Origin of the sequence: Kluyvera genomosp. 3 (genome assembly GCF_011765685.1) — a bacterium.
Lineage (GTDB): Bacteria > Pseudomonadota > Gammaproteobacteria > Enterobacterales > Enterobacteriaceae > Kluyvera > Kluyvera georgiana_A.
In genome coordinates this window covers 3,059,937-3,080,609 of record NZ_CP050321.1, presented here as the reverse complement: position 1 = coordinate 3,080,609, position 20,673 = coordinate 3,059,937, and the positions used below count along the sequence as shown (strand labels likewise).

Genomic DNA, 20,673 nt, shown 5'->3' with positions numbered 1-20,673 from the left:
ATGATGAAACTGTTACGCTTTGTTCTGTTGGTATTGATTGTTCTCGGCATTGCCGCTGGCGTCGGTATGTGGAAGGTGCGTCAGATGGCGGATAGCGCGCTGCTGATTAAAGAAGATACCGTCTTTACCCTGAAAGCGGGGACCGGTCGCCTGGCGCTGGGCGACCAGCTGTATGCCGACAAGGTGATAAACCGTCCGCGCGTTTTCCAGTGGCTGCTGCGCCTGGAGCCAGAACTCTCGCATTTTAAGGCTGGTACCTATCGCTTTACCCCACAGATGACCGTCCGTGAGATGCTGCAACTGCTGGCAAGCGGCAAAGAAGCCCAGTTCCCGCTGCGCTTCGTGGAAGGGATGCGCCTGAGCGATTACCTGAAGCAGCTGCGTGAGGCGCCTTATATCAAGCACACGCTCAGCGATGACAGCTACGCCACCGTCGCTAAAGCGTTGGCGCTGGATAACCCTGAGTGGATTGAAGGCTGGTTCTGGCCGGATACCTGGATGTATACCGCCAATACCACCGACGTGGCCATCCTCAAACGCGCGCATCAGAAGATGGTGACCCAGGTCGATAAAGTCTGGGAAGGCCGCATGGACAACCTGCCGTATCAGGATAAAAACCAGCTGGTGACCATGGCGTCGATCATAGAAAAAGAGACGGCGGTGCCGGAGGAGCGCGATCGCGTGGCGTCGGTGTTTATCAATCGATTACGCCTCGGCATGCGCCTGCAGACTGACCCAACGGTCATCTACGGGATGGGGGAGAGCTACGACGGCAAGATTTCGCGTAAAGATCTTGAGACCCCAACCGCGTATAATACCTACACCATTTCCGGTCTGCCGCCGGGCGCGATTGCCAGCCCGGGCGAAGCGTCGCTGAATGCGGCCGCGCATCCGGCTAAAACGCCATATCTGTATTTTGTGGCCGATGGTAAAGGCGGGCATACGTTTAATACCAATCTTGCAGACCATAACCGGTCGGTGCAGGGTTACCTGAAAGTGCTAAAGGATAAAAATGCGCAGTAATTACATCGTCATTGAAGGACTGGAAGGGGCGGGCAAAACCACCGCGCGGGATGTGGTTGTGGAAACACTGCGCGACCTCGGCGTGAACGACCTGCTGTTTACCCGCGAGCCGGGCGGCACCGTGCTGGCGGAAAAGCTGCGCAGCCTGGTGCTGGACATTAAATCGGTCGGCGACGAAGTGATTACCGATAAAGCGGAAGTGCTGATGTTCTACGCCGCCCGCGTGCAGCTGGTTGAAACGGTGATCAAACCGGCGCTGGCAAGCGGGCAGTGGGTGATTGGCGATCGTCATGACCTTTCCACCCAGGCCTACCAGGGCGGCGGCCGCGGTATCGATCGCACGATGCTGGCGACCCTGCGCGACGCGGTGCTGGGGGATTTTCGCCCGAATCTGACCATTTATCTCGACGTGACGCCGGAAGTGGGCCTCAAGCGCGCCCGCGCTCGTGGCGATCTCGATCGCATCGAGCAAGAGTCGCTGAACTTCTTTAACCGCACCCGCGCGCGCTATCTTGAACTGGCGGCGGCGGATGACAGCATTATCACCGTTGACGCGACCCAACCGCTGGAGAAAGTGATGAGCGATATTCGCGCCGCGGTCACCGGGTGGGTAGCGGAGCAGCAGGCATGAAATGGTATCCGTGGTTACGCCCGCCGTTTGAACAGCTCGTCACGAGCTATCAGGCCGGACGTGGTCACCATGCGCTGCTGGTTCAGGCGCGCAGCGGAATGGGGGCTGACTCGCTGGTCTACGCCATCACCCGTTTTCTGATGTGCCAGAACCCGGACGGCCATAAAAGCTGCGGCCAGTGCCATAGCTGTCAGCTGATGCAGGCGGGAACGCACCCTGACTACTACGCGCTGCAGCCCGAGAAGGGCAAAAGTACGTTAGGCATCGACGCGGTACGTGAGGTGAGCGAAAAGCTGTACGAGCATTCTCGCCTGGGCGGGGCAAAGGTGGTGTGGATAGCGGATGCTACGCTGCTGACCGAAGCTGCCGCCAACGCGCTTCTGAAAACGCTGGAAGAACCGCCGAAAAATACCTGGTTTTTCCTTGCTTGTCAGGAGCCTGCGCGGCTGCTGGCAACGCTGCGTAGCCGCTGTCGTTTTTTCCATCTGGCGCCGCCGAGCGAACAGTACGCGCTGGCGTGGCTGGAGAGAGAAAACAGCGCCTCGCGCGATGCGCTGCTGACGGCGTTGCGTTTGTCCGATCATGCGCCCGCCGCGGCGCTGGAGCTGTTGGCCCCAGAGACCTGGGCCACGCGCGAAAAATTTTGTCAGGCGCTGGGCGTGACGCTCAACAGCGGCGACTGGCTGGCGTTTTTGCCCTCGCTGAACCATGATTCAGTCGTGCAGCGTTTACACTGGCTGTCGTCATTACTGCTCGATGCCCTCAAATATCAGCAGCGCATTACGCGGCTGACCAATGCCGATAGCCTGCCGCTGGTCGCCCAGCTGGCGCAAACGCTGTCCGCCGCGCGCCTGCAGGCGATTGTCGCCGATGCTTGCGCCTGTCGTGAACAGCTGCAAAGCGTCACGGGTCTGAACCGCGAACTTATTCTCACCGAGCGCCTTCTGCGCTGGGAACAATATCTGCAACCTGGTGCGGTGCTGCCGGTATCCCACCTCTAAGAGAGACATTATGTTTTTAGTCGACTCGCACTGCCATCTCGATGGCCTTGATTATCAATCCCTACATAAAGACGTGGATGACGTGATGGCGAAAGCCGCCGCGCGTGACGTCCGTTTTGCCCTGGCGGTGGCGACGACGCTGCCTGGCTATCATCGTATGCGTGAGCTGGTAGGCAATCGCCCGGAAGTGGTCTTCTCCTGCGGTGTGCATCCGCTCAATCAGGATGAACCGTACGATGTTGAAGAGCTGCGCCGTCTGGCGGCAGAAGAGGGCGTGGTGGCGATGGGCGAAACCGGCCTTGATTACTTCTATACGCCGGAAACCAAACCGCAGCAGCAGCTGTCGTTCCGCCACCATATTCAGATTGGCCGTGAGCTGAATAAGCCGGTAATCGTCCATACCCGCGATGCCCGCGCTGATACGCTGGCAATCCTGCGGGAAGAAAAAGTGACGGATTGCGGCGGTGTACTACACTGTTTCACTGAAGACGTGGAGACGGCAGGAAAGCTGTTGGATATGGGTTTCTATATCTCGTTTTCCGGGATTGTGACCTTCCGTAACGCGGAGCAACTGCGCGAAGCCGCACGCTATGTCCCGCTGGACAGGCTGCTGGTTGAGACCGATTCGCCTTATCTGGCGCCGGTGCCGCATCGCGGTAAAGAGAACCAGCCGGCGATGGTGCGTGACGTCGCTGAATACATGGCGGTACTGAAAGGCGTTAGCGTTGAACAGCTGGCGCAGCAGACCACCGAGAACTTCTCGACGCTCTTCCATATTGATCCCGCCCGTCTGCAATCCGCCTGATTTCAGAGCTTATTTTAATGCTCGTAATTAATGGTTAAAGCGAGTACAGTTCACCGCCGTAAAAGTGGCGGTGAATGTTAATCTTGCAACATGCGGACATGTTTTATGTAAAGATTATTCAGTTTTTGCGCCATAGCTCTTTGAAACGTGATAGCCGTCAAACAAAATCACAGGGAATTATTTTACTCTGTGTAATAAATAAAAAGGGCACTTAGATGTCCTGTCCCTGGTGAGTTCCTCCCCTCTCACCGATGCGTGAAAACGTAGATAAAAGTACAAAAAACTCAGGAGCACTCCTTATTATGTTTAAGAATGCATTTGCTAACCTGCAGAAGGTCGGTAAATCGCTGATGCTGCCGGTTTCCGTGCTGCCTATCGCAGGTATCCTGCTGGGCGTCGGTTCCGCAAACTTCAGCTGGCTGCCAGCCGTCGTTTCTCATGTTATGGCAGAAGCAGGCGGTTCTGTTTTTGCTAACATGCCGCTTATCTTCGCTATCGGTGTGGCGTTAGGCTTCACCAATAACGATGGCGTATCCGCACTGGCCTCAGTCGTCGCTTATGGCATCATGGTGAAAACCATGGCTGTGGTTGCGCCGCTGGTACTGCACTTACCGGCTGAAGAAATTGCTGCTAAACACCTGGCTGATACCGGTGTTCTCGGCGGTATCATCTCCGGTGCCATCGCTGCGTACATGTTCAACCGCTTCTACCGCATCAAGCTGCCAGAATACCTGGGCTTCTTCGCGGGCAAGCGCTTTGTACCGATTATCTCCGGTCTGGCCGCTATCTTCACTGGCGTGATCCTGTCCTTCATCTGGCCGCCAATCGGTACTGCTATCCAGACCTTCTCTCAGTGGGCTGCTTACCAGAACCCGGTTGTCGCGTTCGGTATCTACGGCTTCATCGAGCGTTGCCTGGTGCCGTTCGGTCTGCACCATATCTGGAACGTTCCTTTCCAGATGCAGATTGGCGAATACACCAACGCAGCAGGTCAGGTCTTCCACGGCGATATCCCGCGTTACATGGCGGGCGACCCGACTGCGGGCAAACTGTCCGGTGGCTTCCTGTTCAAAATGTACGGTCTGCCGGCAGCCGCTATCGCTATCTGGCACTCTGCTAAACCAGAAAACCGCGCCAAAGTGGGCGGTATCATGATCTCCGCAGCGCTGACCTCGTTCCTGACCGGTATCACCGAGCCGATCGAGTTCTCCTTCATGTTCGTTGCGCCGATCCTGTACGTTATCCACGCGATTCTGGCTGGCCTGGCGTTCCCGATCTGTATCCTGCTGGGTATGCGTGACGGTACTTCCTTCTCTCACGGTCTGATCGACTTTATCGTTCTGTCCGGTAACAGCAGCAAGCTGTGGCTGTTCCCGATTGTCGGTATCTGCTATGCGATCGTGTACTACGTTATCTTCCGCGTGCTGATTAAAGCACTGGATCTGAAAACGCCGGGTCGTGAAGACACCACTGAAGAATCCAAAGCGGGCGCAACCAGTGAAATGGCTCCGGCGCTGATTGCAGCCTTCGGCGGTAAAGAAAACATCACCAACCTCGACGCTTGTATCACCCGTCTGCGCGTGAGCGTAGCCGACGTCGCCAAAGTGGATCAGGCTGGCCTGAAGAAACTGGGCGCTGCGGGTGTGGTTGTCGCAGGTTCCGGCGTTCAGGCGATTTTCGGGACCAAATCCGATAACCTGAAAACCGAGATGGACGACTATATTCGCAATAACTAAGTTATTTCGAAGTCGAAAATTTGGGGAGACTAAGGCAGCCGAATGGCTGCCTTTTTTACGTCTGACGGATGGGGACTGGTCCCGGCGGCGCTTCGCCTGGACGGGCTACCTGGAACCTGTAGCTCAGGCGCCGGGGAGCGCGATGCTCAGGCAGACAAAAAAGGGAGCCTTATGGCTCCCTTGGTTTTGTCTGGCAATTAAATCAGAACTGATAGCTTGCGGTAATGCTTACGTTGCGAGGTTCACCGTAAACGATAGAACCGTCGATATTGGTATCGTAGGTTTTATCAAACAGGTTGTTGATATTGCCCTGTAGGGCAAAGTTTTTCGTCACTTGGTAGCGGGTGAACAAATCCACCAGCGCATAGCTGCCTTGCTCGGCACGGAAAGTGCCGTACGATGTTACCGTGTCTTTATACACGCGGTTCTGCCAGTTCACGCCGCCGCCGACGGTCAGCTCCGGCATCACCGGCAGACGATAGCGGGTAAACAGCTTCACGGATGTGCGTGGCAGGTTCGGGTTTACCGCCTTGCCATCACTGTCTTCTGCGACGTAGCGGGTCGCCCCGAAGGTCATCTGCCAGTTATCGGTGAGCGCGCCGTTAATTTCAAACTCTACGCCTTTGCTGACGGTGCCGTCGACGGTGGTGTAGGCGATTTCGCCGTTGCTGCCGGCAATCGGCACGCCGGTAGACTGTCCCAGGTTATCCTGCTCGATACGGAACACGGACAGGGTGGTGGTCAGGCGGCTGTCCATCCAGTCGGATTTCAGGCCCACCTCGTAGTTGTTGCCGGTAATCGGCTTCAGGTATTTACCGGAACTGTCTTTGTCGTTTTGCGGCTGGAAGATAGAGGTATAGCTGGCGTAGGTAGACCAGTTTTCGTTGATGTCATACACCAGGCCCGCATACGGCGTAGTGTGGTTCTGCTCCATGGTGTAGGACAGCGTGTTAACGCTCCAGTTGGTGTAACGCGCGCCGACGATCAGGTGCAGCGGGTCGGCCAGCGAGATACGCGTCGCGGCGTACAGCGACTTCATGCGCGTGGTGTCGTCCTGCGCCAGGCTTTGCGGATCCCAGCTGGTTTGCGGGAAGCTGGCGCTGTTGAAGTTATAGAAGCTGCCAATCTCATCCGGGAAGACGTTGGCCCACGAACTGTAGTAGCGGTTATTCTGTTTGCTATAGCTGCCGCCGAGCATCAGGTTGTGCTGGCGCCCGAACAGGTCATAGCTGCCGTCGGCGTACAAATCCAGCGCGTCTACTTTACGCTTGCCGCTGTTCCAGCCCGTACCCCCTACATAGTCATAGCCCGGGCCGTAGCTGCCGTACGGGCCGACTAACGTACCGTCGGCTTTATTGACGTAAGCATCGATGTACATCATTTTACTGTCGAACTTCACCTCGGAGTGGGTGGCGTTCAGCGTTGCCTGCCAGGTATCGGCGAAACGCTGCGTCAGGGTCATAAAGACCTTATTGATGTCTTTATCGTTGTAGGCCCAATCCGGTGAAGTGCTGTGCGCGCGATCGTAATGGTTGGTGCTGCCGTCGGTATTCCAGCGCGGCAGGCCGCCCCAGGTTGGGCTATTGATATCGATACGTTGATATTCATAGCCAACGGAGAGCGCGGTGGTGTCGCCCAGATCGGCATCGAGAATGCCGGAGAAGAAGGTTTTGTCGTTATTGTAGCGGTCAAGCCAGGAGTCGTTGTTCTGATAGCCGGCCACGATACGCGCACGCACTTTACCGTCCTCGGTCAGTGGGCTTTGCAGGTCGGCAACGTAGCGCTGCTTATTCCAGCTACCATATTCGGCAGAGAGATTGCCTTTAAACGTCTGGCTGGTGGCGTGTTTGCGAACCATGTTGATCGAGGCGGAAGGGTTACCGGTGCCGGTCATCAGGCCGTTCGCGCCGCGGACCACTTCCACGCGTTCAAACAGCGCGGTATCGGAAAGGGCATCGCCCAGATTCCAGCGGGATTCAAAATAGGTCGGAATGCCATCGACCATATAGTTGTCAATTTCAAAACCGCGAGAGAAGTAGCTGGTACGGTCGGAATCGGCCTGGCTGCTGGTAATGCCCATGGTGTTGTTCATCACGTCGCCCAGCGTTTGCAACTGCTGATCCTGCATACGTTGCTCGCTGACGATGGTGACCGACTGCGGAATATCGCGCTGGACCATCTGCATCTTCGTGCCAGCAGTGGTGGTTTTCACGCTGTAGTCCTGCGTTTCGCTATCGTTGCCAGTATTGCTGGTGCCATCAACGATAATCGTATCTTCACTGGCGGCAAAGCTTAAGCCTGGGGACAACGCGAGCGCGATGCCCATCGCCAGCATTGACGGCGCCAGACGGACGTTGCGGATATTGGAAGTGTGAGACATATAAACCCTTAATCAATCGTCATTATTTTTGTCCGCCGCTCTGTGGTGACGGTCGTGTTATAGGCCAACGCGCATGCATATAATGAATGCAAATGAGAAATATACGCATTTTTATTACAATGTAAACAAAAGTAAGAATGCGATTGGGAAAGAATGAAACGGGATTTCAGGAGTGGAGAGAAAACAATACGGCCGCATCAGCGGCCGTATAAGGATGAAAAAATAAAAAAATAATCAGTCTGTTATTTCGTTCAGGCGAGGGCGTTTTCTTCCAGTTGACGCATAAACTGACGAACCCAATCCATGCGCGTCTTACGCTCGCCGAGCTCCTGGAAGAATTTCAACCGTGTCGGACCGTCGAGGCGGAAGTGCTGCGGCTGTTTTTGCAGCAGGCCAATCAGCCACGTTGGGTTGACGTGATTCTTCTCGGCAAATTCAATCACGCCGCCTTTCTCGTTGCCTTCCAGCTTACGGATCCCCAGCTTTTGCGCCTGCTGACGCAGACGGGCGATATCCAGCAGATTACGCGCTGCATCCGGTAGCAGGCCGAAGCGATCGATCAGCTCAACTTTGATCTCTTCCAGCTCGTTTTCGTTCTTCGCGCTGGCAATACGCTTGTAGAAGGAGAGGCGCGTGTTAACGTCCGGGATAAAATCATCCGGCAACAGCGACGGCATACGCAGCTCAACTTCGGTTTGCTGGCTGGTTAAATCCTCCAGCGACGGTTCGCGACCCTCTTTTAGCGCATCGACGGCGTTTTCCAGCATCTCCATGTACAGCGAGAAGCCGATGGATTCCATCTGCCCGCTTTGCCCTTCGCCCAGCAGTTCGCCCGCACCGCGAATTTCGAGGTCGTGGGTGGCCAGCGCAAAACCTGCGCCCAAATCTTCCAGCGAGGCGATGGCTTCCAGACGTTTCTGGGCGTCCGGGGTCATGGCTTTAGGATGCGGCGTCAGCAGCCAGGCATAGGCCTGGTGGTGCGAACGCCCCACGCGGCCGCGCAGCTGATGCAGCTGCGCCAGACCAAAGTGGTCGGCGCGCTCGATGATGATGGTATTGGCGGTCGGAATGTCGATACCGGTCTCGATGATGGTGGTGCACACCAGCACGTTGAAGCGCTGGTGGTGGAAATCGTTCATCACCCGTTCCAGCTCGCGCTCGCGCATCTGGCCGTGGCCGATGGCGATACGCGCTTCCGGCACCAGTTCCGCCAGTCTATCGGCGGCTTTCTGAATATTCTCGACATCGTTGTACAGGTAGTACACCTGGCCGCCGCGCAGCGTTTCACGCAGGATCGCTTCGCGCACCACCAGACTATCGTACTCACGCACAAAGGTTTTGACCGCCAGACGGCGGGCAGGTGGGGTAGCGATAATCGACAGATCGCGCATACCGCTCATCGCCATATTCAGGGTTCGCGGAATAGGCGTGGCGGTGAGCGTCAGAATGTCGACGTCGGCGCGCATCGCTTTAATGCGCTCTTTGTGGCGCACGCCGAAGCGATGCTCTTCATCGACGATCAGCAGCCCCAGATCGCGCAGCTTCACGTCGCTTTGCAGCAGCTTGTGGGTACCGATCAGAATATCGATTTTGCCCTCGGCGGCTTCCGCCAGGATCTGCGTCTGCTCTTTGGCGCTGCGGAAGCGGGAAAGCATCTCAATACGCACTGGCCAGTTGGCGAAACGGTCGCGGAAGTTATCATAGTGCTGCTGCGCCAGCAGGGTCGTCGGCACCAGAACCGCAACCTGCTTATGGTTCTCGACCGCGAGGAAGGCGGCGCGCATAGCAACTTCGGTTTTACCAAAGCCAACATCGCCGCACACCAGACGATCCATCGCCAGCGGCTGGCACATGTCGCTGAGCACCGCGTTGATCGCCTGGGCCTGATCCGGCGTGGTTTCAAACGGGAAGCTGTCGCAGAACAGCTGATACTGTTCACGATCGTGCTTGAAGGCGAAGCCCTCTTTCGCTGCCCGCTGGGCGTAGATATCCAGCAGCTCCGCGGCCACATCGCGCACTTTTTCCGCCGCTTTTTGTCGCGCGCGGCTCCAGGCATCGCCGCCCAGTTTGTGCAGCGGCGCGTTCTCTTCCGCGCCGCCGGCGTAGCGGCTAATCAGGTGCAATGAGGAGACCGGTACGTACAGCTTGGCGTCGTTGGCGTAGGTGAGGATCAGATACTCGGCGGTGATGCCGCCTGCTTCCAGGGTCGTCATGCCGCCGTAGCGTCCTACGCCGTGCTCGAGATGCACCACCGGCTGGCCGATGTGCAACTCCGCCAGGTTACGAATCAGGGTATCCGGGTTAATGGTCCGACGGGCATCCTGACGGCGACGCGCCACGCGCTCACCCAGCAGATCGCTTTCGCAAATCAGCGCCAGGTTATGTTGCGTATCGATAAAGCCATGCTCGGCGGCGCCGATCATCAGATAGTGACCTTTAGCGCTTGCTTCATCGAGCCGCTGAATCCGTTTTGGCGACAGCTTGATCCGCGCCAACAGTTCGCCTAACGCTTCGCGGCGGCCCTCGCTCTCTACCGAGAAGACCACCGGCCCGCTAAAGGACTCGATAAACTTACGCAGGTTATCCAGCGGCGATTTATTTTGCGCCTGGACGGAAAGGTCCGGCAGCGGCTGGAAGCCGAGGTTGGTATTCGCCGCTTTGTCTGCCAGATGCTCGGTTTTAAGCTGGATACGCGGCCATTTTTTCAGCTCGCTGTTCAGCTCTTCGGTACGCAGCCACAGCTGGGCGGGAGGCAGCAGCGGACGCATCGGATCCACGCCGCGGTTTTCAAAACGTGCCTGTGCATCAGCCTGGAAACGGTTGGCGCTGGCCTCGACGTCGCCGGTATTCACCAGCAGAGTGTTGGCCGGGAAATAGCTGAACAGCGCGGGCAGCGGCTCGCTGAAGAACAGCGGCTGCCAGTATTCGATCCCGGCAGGCAGCGTGCCTTTACTGACCTGCTGGTAGATATGTTCGGCGTCACGTTTGACCTCAAACTTATCGCGCCACTGGCTGCGGAACAGTTCGATAGCGGTTTTATCGGTCGGGAATTCGTGCGCGGGCAGCAGGTTAATGGCTTCCACCTCTTCCAGCGTACGCTGGCTGTCGACGTCAAAGACGCGCAGGCTGTCGATTTCATCGTCGAAGAAGTCAAGGCGATAGGGCTGCTCGCTGCCCATTGGATAGAGATCCAGCAGCGCGCCGCGGGTGGCGTATTCACCGTGCTCCATCACCTGATCGACATGACGATAACCCGCGCTGTCGAGCTGGCTGCGCAGGGCGTCGCGCGACAGGCGCTGGCCTTTTTTCATCACCAGCGCGTGGCCGTGCAGGAAACTGTGCGGGCAGACGCGCTGCATCAGCGTGCTAACCGGCACGATCAGCACGCCGCGCTGCATGGTGGGTAACTGGTAGAGCGTCGACAGGCGCGAGGAGATAATATCCTGATGCGGCGAGAAGCTGTCATAGGGCAGCGTCTCCCAGTCGGCGAGGTTCATCACCAGGCTGTCGGTAAACTGAGCAATTTCATCGTGTAGGCGCAGGGCGTTCTGCATATCCGGGGCGATTAACACCACCGGCCCCGCATGACGCTCGGCGATATCCGCCACCAATGTCGCGCAGGCCGCGCCGGTCAGTTCGCCAAGCAGGCGCTGGTCGCCGGGTTTTGTCGGTAGGGCATAACGGGCAAGTTCAGGCATAGTCAGCGCACGTTCTCCAGAAGGCCGTATTTCCACGGTAATAATATAAATTTGCTGTACTTATTATCCGTGATGGTGGCCGGAGTGCAACCGCTGAAAATGCGGGGAAGGCGCGTTTCAGATCATTTGCCGCTTCTGCTGGCTGAGCTTGCGGTACTGCTGTGGCGACATGCCGACCAATTTGCTGAAGGTGCTGTAAAAACGGCTGCTGGAGCGAAAACCCGCGGTCATGGCAACGTCAATGATGGTTTTATCCGTATCGCTCAACAGCGCGCGGACGTGGTTGATGCGCATCGCCGTAATGTACTGCTTTAAGGTGAGCTGCATGACGCGCTGGAAAATGCCCATCGCGTAGTTGGCATTCAGCTTCACATGTTCCGCGACGTCATTGATGGTTAACGCCTGATCATAGTTATCGGCAATAAAACCAAGCATCTGGCTGACGTAAAACTGCGCGTGGCGCGAGACGCTGTTTTTGTGCGTGCGTGAGGTTTTATTCAGCAGGATAGGCTGCCAGCCGGAGAGGCTAAAACGCTTAAGCATCAGGGCTATCTCATCGATGGCCAACTGACGAATCTGTTCATTCGGGCTGGCAAGCTCCTGCTGCCAGCGGGTCACTTCAAAGGCGCTCAGCTGCTGAGTGGCGAGCGACTTTATCACCATGCCATGGGTGACGTAGTTGACCAGTTCGCGGTCCAGCGGCCAGGAGAGGAACAAATGCATAGGGAGGCTGAAAATCGCCATCTGCTGACAATGTCCCGGACGGGTGAGCTGGTGCGGCGTACAGGCCCAGAAGAGGGTGATATGCCCTTGTTTTATCTGCACGACTTCATTGTTGATCAGGTATTCGACGTCACCATCAAATGGCACGTTCACCTCGACCTGTCCGTGCCAGTGGCTGGCGGGCATGGCGTGCGGTGGACGGAGTTCAACATCAAGACGCTGGTATTCCGAATAGAGTGAGAGTGGGCTACGGGTCTGTTTTTCATCGCCATTGCACATGTGCGGGTCGGGCGGAAGAAGTGGGATTGGCTCGTTGCTCATGGCGGCTCCATTTCCTGATTTATCAGAATGACGTCAGAGCGGGGAGTTAACAACCGGGAAGTCGGCTGTAAAACCCATCGCTTAGTCTAATAGTAACCGCTAATTCAGGCCGTATACTCTGCTTTTGCGCTCATTTATTCCCAAAAGCTCAGATCACCCGCTGCCCGGTCGCCGATCTGAGTTTATGGGAATGCTCATCGCGGAAGGTGGAAGTTTTCCCGAGTACCGCATGCCACCATGTTCTTGTCCACTTATTGTTCTGGAGAGTCATGATGACAGCACCAAAAATTACTTTTATCGGCGCCGGGTCGACGATTTTTGTCAAAAATATCCTCGGCGATGTTTTTCATCGTGAAGCATTGAAGTCGGCGCATATTGCGCTGATGGATATCGATGCCACGCGGCTGGAAGAGTCGCACATTGTGGTGCGCAAGCTGATGGATTCGGCCGGAGCATCTGGCCATATTACCTGTCATACCGACCAGCGCGCGGCATTGCAGGGCGCGGACTTTGTGGTCGTCGCCTTCCAGATTGGCGGCTATGAACCCTGTACCGTGACCGACTTCGAGGTGTGTAAACGCCACGGGCTGGAACAAACCATCGCCGATACGCTTGGGCCTGGCGGCATTATGCGCGCGCTGCGGACCATCCCGCATCTCTGGCAAATTTGTGAGGACATGAGCGAACTCTGCCCGAATGCCACCATGCTTAACTACGTTAACCCGATGGCGATGAACACCTGGGCAATGTACGCTCGCTACCCGCACATCAAACAGGTGGGGCTGTGCCATTCGGTACAAGGAACGGCGGAAGAACTGGCTCGCGATCTCGGTATTGATCCCGCTTCGTTGCGTTATCGCTGCGCCGGTATTAACCACATGGCGTTCTATCTTGAACTGGAACGCAAAAACGCCGACGGCGAGTACGTCAATCTCTACCCGGAACTGCTGGCTGCCTATGCCGCAGGCGAGGCCCCGAAGCCAAATATTCATGGCAATACGCGCTGCCAGAACATCGTGCGCTATGAAATGTTCAAAAAGCTGGGCTACTTCGTCACCGAATCGTCCGAGCATTTCGCCGAATATACACCGTGGTTTATTAAGCCCGGACGCGAAGATCTGATCGAACGCTACAAGGTACCGCTGGACGAATACCCGAAACGTTGCGTTGAACAGCTGGCAAACTGGCATAAGGAGCTGGAAGAGTACAAAACCGCTGAACGTATTGATATTAAACCGTCGAGAGAGTATGCCAGCACCATCATGAACGCGCTGTGGACCGGCGAGCCGAGCGTTATTTATGGCAACGTACGTAACGACGGTCTGATTGATAACCTGCCGCAGGGCAGCTGCGTGGAGGTTGCTTGCCTGGTCGATGCGAACGGCATTCAGCCGACAAAAGTGGGGGCGATTCCCGCGCACCTTGCGGCGATGATGCAGACCAATATTAACGTGCAGACGCTGCTGACGGAGGCCATTCTGACGGAAAATCGCGATCGTGTTTATCACGCGGCGATGATGGATCCGCATACCGCAGCCGTACTGGGCATCGACGAAATCTATGCGCTGGTGGATGACCTGATTACCGCCCACGGCGACTGGTTGCCAGCCTGGTTGCACCGCTAAAAAAAATGACGGCGCCGGGCAAAGTATCCGGCGCTTTACCTCTCGCTAATAACAGAAGGCGGGCACTGGTAACAGTGACCCGGTACCCTATGAGCATCTCTCTGACAACAAAACTCAGTTACGGATTCGGTGCGTTTGGTAAAGATTTCGCCATCGGCATTGTTTATATGTATCTGATGTATTACTACACCGACGTCGTCGGGCTGTCGGTTGGCCTGGTGGGCACGCTGTTCCTTGTGGCGCGTATCTGGGATGCGATTAACGACCCCATCATGGGATGGATAGTGAACGCCACGCGAACGCGATGGGGCAAATTCAAACCGTGGATCCTTATCGGTACGCTTGCGAACTCGCTGATTCTATTTTTACTGTTCAGCGCTCATCTGTTTGAAGGCACCGCGCAGGTCGTTTTTGTCTGCGTCACCTATATCCTGTGGGGAATGACCTACACCATTATGGATATTCCTTTCTGGTCGCTGGTGCCGACGATTACCCTTGATAAGCGCGAACGCGAACAACTGGTTCCGTATCCGCGTTTCTTCGCCAGCCTGGCCGGATTTGTCACGGCAGGCATTACGCTACCGTTTGTGGACGCCGTCGGCGGCGCGGATCGTGGGTTTGGTTTCCAGATGTTTACGCTGGTGCTGATTGCTTTCTTTATCGTCTCGACCGTTGTCACGCTGCGCAACGTGCACGAAGTTTTCTCCTCCGACAGCGACGCGGCTTCCGATAGTGCTCGTCTGACGTTAAAAGGGATTGTGGCGCTGATTTACAAAAACGATCAGCTCTCCTGCCTGTTGGGGATGGCGCTGGCTTACAACATTGCCTCTAACATCATTACTGGCTTTGCGATTTACTACTTCACCTACGTGATTGGTGATGCGGCACTGTTCCCGTACTACCTTTCCTACGCGGGCGCGGCGAATTTACTCACTCTGATTCTCTTCCCGAGGCTGGTGAACGCGCTGTCGAGACGCGTACTGTGGGCCGGGGCGTCAATTCTGCCGGTGATCAGCTGCATCGGGCTGTTTGCGATGGCGCTGGCGGGATATCACAACGCGCCGCTGATTATCGTGGCCGGAGTGTTCCTTAACGTGGGAACCGCGCTGTTCTGGGTTCTGCAGGTCATCATGGTGGCGGATACCGTCGACTATGGCGAGTACAAGCTCAACGTTCGCTGCGAAAGTATTGCTTACTCGGTGCAGACGATGGTGGTGAAGGGCGGTTCGGCATTTGCGGCTTTCTTTATCGCCGTGGTGTTGGGCATCATCGGCTATACCCCAAATGTGGTGCAGTCGGCGCAAACCGTTCAGGGCATGCAGTTTATTATGATTGCGTTACCAGCACTGTTTTTCATCATGACGCTGGTGCTCTATTTCCGTTATTACCGCCTGAATGGCGATGCCTTGCGGAAAATTCAGATTCACCTGTTGGATAAGTATCGCAAAACGCCATCGCCTGCCGTGGCGCTGGACAATCCAGCCCCAGTGGCGAGCGTTGTACGGGATGTAAAGGCGTAATCATGGAATGGACATCATGGATTGGCTATCTGGCAGCCTGTCTCACCACGCTCTCTTTTTTGCCGCAGGCCATTAAGGTTATTGTCACTCGCAACACCCAGGGTATTTCGGGTCTGATGTACGTGATGTTTGTCTGCGGGCTGGTGATGTGGCTGGTTTACGGTTTGATGATTGAAGACAAGGCCGTGAGCATGGCGAATTTTCTGACGCTGGTGTTCGCGATGCCAATCCTTGTCATTAAGCTGCGTCGAGGGTAGGGAAAACCGGCCTGCAGGAGCCATCCTGTAGGCCGGATCGGCATTGGTGTCATCTGTCCGCGTTTAACTGTCGGTTATGCCAGCGAGCAAGCAGCAGCACCGTGGTCAGCGCGCCCAGCAGGGCGCAGAACATATCCGATTGTGTATCCCACGGGTCGCCTTGAGTACCGAGGAAATCATCCGCGCCTTGCCCCATCGCCAAGGCGGCCCACCATTCAATCAGCTCGTAGGTGGCGCTAATGGCCAGCGCCACGCAGCACACCAGAAATGCCAGCATTTTAGGACCTTTGACGATACTCCCGCGCAGCAGAATTTCGCGTGCCGCCAGCGCAGGTACCAGGCCCTGGAAAAAGTGGCCGAGCTTGTCATAAGGGTTGCGGCTCAGGTTAAACCATTGCTGGACATCAAAGCCGATGGGCACCTTAGCGTAGGTATACTGACCGCCGACCATCAAAATAATGGCGTGACAGAAAATCAGCGCGTAAAGCAGCGGGGTGAGTGGATAACGGTGGGCGGTGAAAAGCAGCAACGGGACGATGATAATCACCGGCGTGACCTCCATCAGCCAGGTCACTTTTTCAGCGGCGTTAACGCCGGTGTAAACCAGAAAGAGGGCTAGCAGCAGCGCCCCCGTGCGCAATATCAGAGGGTTAACGGTGCGGTTCATCAGGCTTTCGCGAAGAGTTATGGAAAACATCACTATTGACCGTGTCGCTGAAAATTTCAACATTCGTATTCCCTTGTGATGAATTGTCAGCCTTGCGCTTACGGTTCAGTCATTTACCCATCCTGCTTTCGCTTATATACTCGTGCTTCTGCTATCAGCAACCAGACGGATTACATGTATCAACCTGTCGCACTATTTATCGGCCTGCGCTACATGCGTGGGCGAGCAGCGGACCGCTTCGGTCGCTTTGTTTCCTGGCTGTCGACAATCGGCATTACGCTTGGCGTGATGGCGCTGGTCACCGTCCTTTCGGTGATGAACGGCTTTGAACGCGAGCTGCAAAACAACATTCTGGGGCTGATGCCGCAGGCCATTCTGAGCGCTGAACAGGGTTCCCTGAATCCGCAAAAAATCCCGGAAGCGAGCGTGAAGCTCCAGGGCGTGGCCCGTATTGCACCGCTGACCACCGGCGATGTGGTGCTGCAAAGCGCGCGTAGCGTCTCGGTGGGCGTCATGCTGGGTATTGACCCGGCGCAAAAAGATCCGCTGACGCCGTATCTGGTGAACGTCAAGCAAACCGATCTCACCGCCGGGAAATACAACGTGATTCTTGGCGAGCAACTGGCGGGCCAGTTAGGCGTCAATCGCGGCGATCAAATCCGCGTGATGGTGCCGTCTGCCAGCCAGTTCACCCCGATGGGGCGTCTGCCGAGCCAGCGCTTGTTCACGGTGATTGGCACCTTCGCCGCCAACAGCGAAGTCGATGGCTATCAGATGCTGGTCAATATTCAGGATGCCTCGCGTCTGATGCTCTATCCGCAGGGCAACATTACCGGCTGGCGTCTGTGGCTGGATAAACCGCTGCAGGTCGACACCCTCAGCCAGCAAACGCTGCCGGAAGGCACCAAATGGCAGGACTGGCGCGAGCGTAAAGGCGAGCTATTCCAGGCCGTGCGCATGGAAAAAAACATGATGGGGCTGCTGTTGAGCCTGATCGTCGCGGTCGCCGCGTTTAACATCATCACCTCGCTGGGGCTGATGGTGATGGAGAAGCAGGGCGAAGTGGCGATTCTGCAAACGCAGGGGCTGACGCCGCGGCAAATCCTCACCGTCTTTATGGTGCAGGGGGCCAGTGCGGGCATCATCGGCGCGGTGCTTGGCGCGCTGCTGGGCGTGCTGCTCGCCAGCCAGCTCAATAATTTAATGCCGATTATCGGCGCGTTCCTCGACGGTGCGGCGTTGCCGGTTGCCATCGAGCCGCTGCAGGTTATCGTGATTGCGCTGGTGGCGATGGCCCTGGCGCTGCTGTCAACGCTGTACCCTTCCTGGCGCGCTGCCGCCACTCAACCCGCTGAGGCTTTACGTTATGAATAAGATCCTGTTGCAATGCGACAACCTGTGCAAACGCTATCAGGAAGGCTCGGTGCAGACTGACGTGCTGCACAACGTTAGCTTCAGCGTGGGCGAGGGTGAAATGATGGCTATCGTCGGTACCTCGGGTTCCGGGAAAAGTACGCTGCTGCACCTGCTGGGCGGGCTGGATACGCCAACCAGCGGCGACGTCATTTTCAGCGGCCAGCCGATGAGCAAGCTCTCTTCGGCAGCGAAGGCCGAGCTGCGTAACCAGAAGCTTGGATTTATCTACCAGTTCCACCACCTGCTGCCGGACTTTACCGCGCTGGAAAACGTGGCGATGCCGCTGCTGATTGGCAAAAAGAAAGCCGCTGAGATCAACTCGCGCGCGCTGGAGATGCTGAAAGCGGTCGGGCTGGCCCACCGTGCGAATCACCGTCCGTCGGAGCTGTCCGGCGGCGAGCGCCAGCGCGTGGCGATTGCCCGTGCGCTGGTCAATAACCCGCGCCTGGTGCTGGCGGATGAACCCACCGGTAACCTCGATGCCAAAAACGCCGACAGCATTTTTAAACTGCTCGGCGAGCTGAACCAGTCGCAGGGAACGGCCTTCCTGGTGGTTACTCACGATCTGCAGCTGGCGAAACGCATGGGGCGTCAGTTGGAAATGCGCGACGGTCACCTGAGCGACCAACTTACCCTGATGGGAGCACATTAATGGCTCCTTCGCTGTCGTTACTGATTGGCCTGCGCTTTAGCCGCGGGCGTCGGCGCAGCGGCATGGTGTCGCTGATTTCGGTTATCTCCACCGTGGGGATTGCGCTGGGCGTGGCGGTGCTGATCGTCGGCCTGAGCGCGATGAACGGCTTCGAGCGCGAGCTGAACAACCGCATTCTTGCGGTGGTGCCGCACGGCGAAATCGAAGCGGTCAACCCGCCGTGGAACCACTGGCAAAACGTACTGCCGAAAGTTGAAGCCGTGAAAGGCATTGAGGCCGCGGCACCGTACATCAACTTTACCGGCCTGGTGGAGAGCGGTAGCAATCTGCGCGCCATTCAGGTCAAAGGCGTCGATCCGCAGCAAGAGAGTAAACTGAGCGCTCTGCCGCGCTTTGTTCAGGCGAATGCCTGGGCGAATTTTAAGGCCGGAGAGCAGCAAATTATCCTCGGCAAAGGCGTCGCCGATGCGCTGAAGGTGAAAGCCGGAGACTGGGTGTCGATCATGATCCCCAACTCGAACCCCGAGCATAAGCTGCTGCAACCGAAACGCGTGCGCCTGCACGTCATCGGTATTCTTCAGTTGAGCGGTCAGCTTGACCACAGCTTCGCCATGATTCCGATGCAGGATGCCCAGCAGTATCTGGATATGGGAGAAAGCATCACCGGTATCGCCATTAAAGTGAACGACGTGTTCAACGCCAACAAGCTGGTGCGCGACGCGGGCGAGGTCACCAATAACTACGTCTATATCAAGAGCTGGATTGGCACCTACGGCTATATGTATCGCGACATTCAGATGATCCGCGCGATTATGTATCTGGCGATGGTGCTGGTGATCGGCGTGGCCTGTTTTAACATCGTGTCGACGTTAGTGATGGCGGTGAAAGATAAAAGTAGCGATATTGCGGTCCTGCGCACATTGGGTGCCAAAGACGGGCTGATTCGCGCAATTTTCGTGTGGTATGGTTTATTGGCTGGCCTGTTGGGCAGTCTTTGTGGTGTGGTTATCGGCGTGTTCGCTTCGCTGTACCTCACCGACATTATTAAGGTGATTGAAAAGATTATTGGTCATCAATTCTTATCGGGTGACATCTATTTTATCGACTTCCTGCCGTCTGAACTGCACTGGCTGGATGTCGTTTATGTGCTGGTCACGGCACTGTTGCTGAGTCTGCTGGCAAGCTGGTATCCCGCCCGCCGCGCCAGCCGTATCGACCCTGCGAGGGTGCTGAGTGGCCAGTAATTTGACGTCCTGACCGCGCGGCGTTGCTGCTGCGTGCGTCAGTTAGAGGAATGAACAATGATGCATTATGGATTTGACATTGGCGGCAGCAAAATCGCGCTGGGCGTATTTGATTCATCGCGCCAGCTTCAATGGGAAAAACGTATCCCGACGCCGAAAGAGAGCTATGAAAGCTTCCTTGAAGCGGTAACCGGGCTGGTGGCGGAAGCCGACGCACGTTTTAACTGCCGTGGCACTGTGGGTATCGGCATTCCCGGTATGCCGGAAACCGAAGACGGCACGCTGTATGCGGCGAACGTCCCGGCGGCGACCGGTCGACCGCTCCGTGCGGATCTTAGCCGTTTGCTCGACCGCGACGTGCGTCTGGATAACGACGCTAACTGTTTTGCCATCTCCGAGGCCTGGGACGATGAGTTTACCCAGTACCCGCTGGTGATGGGCTTGATTCTTGGCACCGGCGTCGGTGGCGGTATCGTGCTGAACGGTAAATCGATTACCGGTCACAGTTATATTACCGGCGAGTTTGGTCATATTCGCCTGCCGGTCGACGCGCTGGAAGTGGTGGGGCGTGATTTCCCGCTGGTGCGCTGCGGCTGCGGCCAGCTCGGCTGTATCGAAAACTATTTATCCGGTCGTGGGTTTGCGTGGCTGTACAACCATGTCTACCAGCAGCCGCTGACCTCGCCGGAAATTGTTGCCCTCTGGCAGCAGGGAGACGAAAGGGCGCGCGAGCACGTTGAGCTTTATCTGGATCTGCTTGCCGTGTGCCTGGGGAATATACTGACCATTGTCGACCCGGATCTGCTGGTGCTCGGCGGTGGGTTATCAAATTTTTCAGCGATCGCCGATGGACTTGCGCACCGCTTACCGCGTCATTTACTGCCTGTAGCCCGCACGCCGCGCATTGAACGCGCACGCCACGGTGATGCAGGGGGGATGCGCGGCGCTGCGTTCCTTCATCTGACCAACTAACA

Annotated in this window: 16 protein-coding genes; 12 read left to right on the top strand and 4 right to left on the bottom strand. The window is 56.6% G+C overall.

Annotation, left to right across the window (positions count from 1 at the left end; genetic code table 11):
* From yceG to ptsG, 5 genes are all read left to right on the top strand, one after another.
* A complete protein-coding gene (gene yceG, locus GY169_RS14565) occupies nucleotides 1-1,023 on the top strand; it encodes a cell division protein YceG (RefSeq protein WP_163448095.1) in 1,023 nt (340 codons plus the stop codon).
* Nucleotides 1,013-1,654: a dTMP kinase gene (gene tmk, locus GY169_RS14560; protein WP_167576184.1), complete on the top strand. Its 642-nt coding sequence runs from the start codon at nucleotides 1,013-1,015 to the stop codon at nucleotides 1,652-1,654. Before yceG ends, tmk begins: the two co-directional genes overlap by 11 nt.
* The gene (gene holB / locus GY169_RS14555) at nucleotides 1,651-2,655 is read left to right on the top strand and encodes a DNA polymerase III subunit delta' (RefSeq protein ID WP_167576183.1); all 1,005 of its coding nucleotides are present in this window, start codon (nucleotides 1,651-1,653) and stop codon (nucleotides 2,653-2,655) included. The genes tmk and holB overlap by 4 nt, the downstream gene beginning before the upstream one ends.
* A 10-nt stretch (nucleotides 2,656-2,665) precedes the next feature.
* Nucleotides 2,666-3,460 carry a metal-dependent hydrolase gene (locus GY169_RS14550; protein ID WP_065356304.1) on the top strand — a complete coding sequence of 265 codons (795 nt, stop codon included), beginning with the start codon at nucleotides 2,666-2,668 and terminating at the stop codon, nucleotides 3,458-3,460.
* Between the two features lie 302 nt (nucleotides 3,461-3,762).
* On the top strand, nucleotides 3,763-5,196 hold the full coding sequence (gene ptsG, locus GY169_RS14545) for a PTS glucose transporter subunit IIBC (RefSeq protein ID WP_064549167.1): 1,434 nt from the start codon (nucleotides 3,763-3,765) through the stop codon (nucleotides 5,194-5,196).
* Between the two features lie 202 nt (nucleotides 5,197-5,398).
* Here ptsG and fhuE read toward each other — a convergent pair whose 3' ends face one another.
* The 3 genes from fhuE to melR form a co-directional block, all read right to left on the bottom strand.
* Nucleotides 5,399-7,576: a ferric-rhodotorulic acid/ferric-coprogen receptor FhuE gene (fhuE, locus tag GY169_RS14540; protein WP_167576182.1), complete on the bottom strand. Its 2,178-nt coding sequence runs from the start codon at nucleotides 7,574-7,576 to the stop codon at nucleotides 5,399-5,401.
* Nucleotides 7,577-7,827: 251 nt separating this feature from the next.
* Nucleotides 7,828-11,274, bottom strand: coding sequence for a transcription-repair coupling factor (gene mfd / locus GY169_RS14535; RefSeq protein WP_167576181.1), 3,447 nt, complete (start codon nucleotides 11,272-11,274; stop codon nucleotides 7,828-7,830).
* Between the two features lie 117 nt (nucleotides 11,275-11,391).
* On the bottom strand, nucleotides 11,392-12,318 hold the full coding sequence (melR, locus tag GY169_RS14530) for a transcriptional regulator MelR (RefSeq protein WP_163448089.1): 927 nt from the start codon (nucleotides 12,316-12,318) through the stop codon (nucleotides 11,392-11,394).
* A 269-nt stretch (nucleotides 12,319-12,587) separates the two neighbouring features.
* Here melR and GY169_RS14525 point away from each other — a divergent pair, with 269 nt between their 5' ends.
* The 3 genes from GY169_RS14525 to GY169_RS14515 all read left to right on the top strand — a co-directional run bounded on the left by GY169_RS14525 (nucleotide 12,588) and on the right by GY169_RS14515 (nucleotide 15,720).
* On the top strand, nucleotides 12,588-13,943 hold the full coding sequence (locus GY169_RS14525) for an alpha-glucosidase/alpha-galactosidase (protein ID WP_167576180.1): 1,356 nt from the start codon (nucleotides 12,588-12,590) through the stop codon (nucleotides 13,941-13,943).
* Between the two features lie 89 nt (nucleotides 13,944-14,032).
* On the top strand, nucleotides 14,033-15,463 hold the full coding sequence (gene melB / locus GY169_RS14520) for a melibiose:sodium transporter MelB (protein ID WP_167576179.1): 1,431 nt from the start codon (nucleotides 14,033-14,035) through the stop codon (nucleotides 15,461-15,463).
* 2 nt (nucleotides 15,464-15,465) lie between these two features.
* Nucleotides 15,466-15,720, top strand: a complete 255-nt coding sequence (locus tag GY169_RS14515) for a SemiSWEET transporter (RefSeq protein ID WP_163448086.1) — start codon at nucleotides 15,466-15,468, stop codon at nucleotides 15,718-15,720.
* 49 nt (nucleotides 15,721-15,769) lie between these two features.
* Here the strand turns inward: GY169_RS14515 and GY169_RS14510 are convergent, their stop codons facing one another.
* Nucleotides 15,770-16,387, bottom strand: a complete 618-nt coding sequence (locus tag GY169_RS14510) for a DUF2238 domain-containing protein (RefSeq protein WP_167577312.1) — start codon at nucleotides 16,385-16,387, stop codon at nucleotides 15,770-15,772.
* 174 nt (nucleotides 16,388-16,561) lie between these two features.
* Here GY169_RS14510 and lolC point away from each other — a divergent pair, with 174 nt between their 5' ends.
* The 4 genes from lolC to nagK are packed head-to-tail and all read left to right on the top strand — an operon-like array spanning nucleotide 16,562 to nucleotide 20,671.
* The gene (gene lolC / locus GY169_RS14505) at nucleotides 16,562-17,761 is read left to right on the top strand and encodes a lipoprotein-releasing ABC transporter permease subunit LolC (RefSeq protein WP_167576178.1); all 1,200 of its coding nucleotides are present in this window, start codon (nucleotides 16,562-16,564) and stop codon (nucleotides 17,759-17,761) included.
* A complete protein-coding gene (gene lolD, locus GY169_RS14500) occupies nucleotides 17,754-18,455 on the top strand; it encodes a lipoprotein-releasing ABC transporter ATP-binding protein LolD (protein ID WP_064549182.1) in 702 nt (233 codons plus the stop codon). The genes lolC and lolD overlap by 8 nt, the downstream gene beginning before the upstream one ends.
* Nucleotides 18,455-19,699 (top strand): lipoprotein-releasing ABC transporter permease subunit LolE, encoded by a 1,245-nt coding sequence (gene lolE, locus GY169_RS14495; protein WP_163448084.1) that lies wholly within the window; start codon nucleotides 18,455-18,457, stop codon nucleotides 19,697-19,699. The genes lolD and lolE overlap by 1 nt, the downstream gene beginning before the upstream one ends.
* 60 nt (nucleotides 19,700-19,759) lie before the next feature.
* On the top strand, nucleotides 19,760-20,671 hold the full coding sequence (gene nagK, locus GY169_RS14490; RefSeq protein WP_065356372.1) for an N-acetylglucosamine kinase: 912 nt from the start codon (nucleotides 19,760-19,762) through the stop codon (nucleotides 20,669-20,671).
* Nucleotides 20,672-20,673: the final 2 nt, after the last annotated feature.